Origin of the sequence: Nocardia cerradoensis NBRC 101014, from assembly GCF_000308535.1 — a bacterium.
Lineage (GTDB): Bacteria > Actinomycetota > Actinomycetes > Mycobacteriales > Mycobacteriaceae > Nocardia > Nocardia cerradoensis.
Genome location: NZ_BAFW01000237.1, coordinates 1 through 2,810, shown reverse-complemented (window position 1 = coordinate 2,810; position 2,810 = coordinate 1). Strand labels below are relative to the sequence as shown.

The following is a 2,810-nucleotide window of genomic DNA, read 5'->3' as shown; positions in this document are numbered from 1 at the left end:
ATAGGGCCCGAACAATACATCGTCGCAATCGTGTTGCACCACATCGCTTTCGACGGATGGTCCCCCATCCCCATGGCCCGCGACGTGAGCGAAGCGTACCGAGCACGCCGACACGGCCGGGCCCCGGGCTGGACGCCATTGGCGGTACAATACGTCGACTACACACTCTGGCAACGCACCCAACTCGGCGAACTCCACGACCCACACAGTCGTATCGCCGTCGAGCTAGAGTACTGGGAACGCACCTTGGCCGGGATGCCCGAACACCTCGACCTCCCCACCGACCGGCCCTACCCAGCGACCTCCGACCAACACGGCGCCGTCGTCACCATCGACTGGCCCGCCGAACTACAACAGCGCATCGCCGAAGTCGCGCGCGAACACAATGCCACCAGTTTCATGGTCGTCCAGGCCGCCCTCGCGGTACTCCTGTCCACGATCAGCACCAGCCCCGACGTCCCATTAGGGTTCGTCGTCGCCGGCCGTGGCGACCCGGCCCTCGACGACCTGGTCGGCTTCTTCGTCAATACCTTGGTACTGCGAGTCGATCTAGCCGGCGACCCCACCTTCTCCGACCTACTCACCCGAGTCCGCACGCGCAGCCTCGAAGCATTCGAACACCAGCACGTGCCCTTCGAGGTACTGGTCGAGCGACTCAACCCGGCCCGATCACTGATGCACCACCCGCTGATCCAGGTGTTACTGGCCTGGCAGAACTTCGCCGGAAACACCGACCCCGCAACCGGTCTGGCGCTGGAAGACCTCGATGTCACCTCACTCCCACTGGACACCCACAGCGCCCGCATGGACATCGCCTTCTCCCTCGGAGAACGCTTCACCGACACCGGCCAACCCGCCGGACTCACCGGCGCAGTCGAATACCGCACCGACATCTTCGACACCACCACCGTCGTGACACTGATCCGGCGACTCGAACGGACGCTGAATGCCATAACCACCGACCCGAGGCGATCGCTGTCATCGGTGGATCTGCTCGACGAATCCGAACACACCCGATTGGACGAGATCAGCAACCGGGCCGTCTTGCATGCGCACGTATCCCCGGCGATGTCGGTGCCGGCATTGTTCGCCGCGCAAGTCGCCCGCACCCCGGATGCGGTTGCGCTGAGCTGCGGTGGGCGTTCCTACAGTTACCGGCAGCTGGAACAAGCAGCGAACCGGCTGGCACACTTACTGACCGGCCGCGGTGTGGGTCCCGGATGCGTGGTCGGACTGCTGATGCACCGCTCGGCCGATGCTATCGCCGCACTCACCGCGGCGCTCGAAACCGGAGCGGCCTACCTACCCATCGACCCCGAACACCCCAGAGCACGAATCGAATTCATGCTCACCGACGCCACACCCGTAGCCGTCATCACCACCACCGACCTCGCCGAGCGGCTGGACGGGATCGACATCCCGATCATCGACATCAACGACCCCGCACTCGACAACCAACCCAGCACCGCACTACCGGCACCGGCGCCGGACAGTATCGCCTACCTCATCTACACCTCGGGCACCACGGGAGTCCCGAAAGGCGTAGCCGCGGCTCATCACAACGTCACCCAGCTGTTGGCGTCCTTGGATGTCACGCCAACGTCGGAACAAGTATGGGCACAGTGTCATTCGCTCGCCTTCGACGTCTCCGTGTGGGAAATCTGGGGCGCGCTGCTCCACGGCGGACGACTGGTGGTGATCCCCGACTCGATCACCCGCTCCCCCACCGACTTTCACGACACGCTCGCCGCCGAACACGTCACCGTATTGACCCAAACCCCCACCGCCGCAGCGATGCTGGCACCACAAGGCCTGGAATCGACCACCCTTATCCTCGGCGGCGAATTCTGCCCCGCCCAAGTAATAGACCGGTGGGCCTCCGCACACACAGTGATCAACGGCTACGGCCCTACCGAGACCACCATGTGCGTTTCCTTGACTCCGCCGTTGGCGCCGGGTTCGGGAACACCACCGATCGGCTCACCGGTACCGGGAGCTGCGTTGTTCGTTCTGGACCGCCGGCTGCGGCCGGTGCCGGTGGGAGTCGCGGGCGAGTTGTACGTGGCCGGGACCGGTGTCAGCCCTGGATATTGGCGTCGCACCGCGCTGACGGCGTCACGGTTCGTGGCGTGCCCGTTCGGAGGAACCGGCACCCGCATGTACCGCACCGGAGACCTCGTCCACTGGGGAACCGACGGCCAACTCCACTACGTCGCACGCGCCGACGAACAAGTCAAAATCCGCGGCTACCGCATCGAATGCGGCGAAATCCGAACAGCCCTCACCCAACTCGACGGCATCGAACAAGCAGCCGTCATCACCCGCGAAGACCAGCCCGGAAACAAACGACTCATCGCCTACATCACCGGCACCGCAAACCCCACCGACATACGCACCCAACTGGCCGAACAACTTCCCACCTACATGATTCCGGCGGCGGTGATGGTGGTAGCGGCGCTGCCACTGACGGTCAACGGCAAGCTCGACACGCGCGCGCTACCGGCACCGGAGTACACCGCGGGCGGGTATCGCGCCCCGAGCAGCCCGGTCGAGGAAATCCTCACCACCATCTACACTCGGATACTCGGACTCGACCGCGTCAGCATCGACGACTCCTTCTTCGACCTCGGCGGAGATTCACTGTCGGCGATGCGCCTGATCGCCGCGATCAACGCCACCCTCGACACCGACCTCTCCGTACGCACCGTATTCGACACACCCACCGTCGCCCGCCTGGCCCCCAACATCGACAATGCGGATACGAGCCCGCTCCCACGACTGACACCGATGGAACGACCCGATGCGGTCCC

The 2,810-nt window shown here is 64.6% G+C and carries 1 protein-coding gene; it reads left to right on the top strand.

The genetic code is table 11. From position 1 onward, the window contains the following. A partial coding sequence (locus ON23_RS24340) for a non-ribosomal peptide synthetase (protein ID WP_039781035.1) occupies positions 1 to 2,810 on the top strand: 2,810 nt, incomplete at both ends.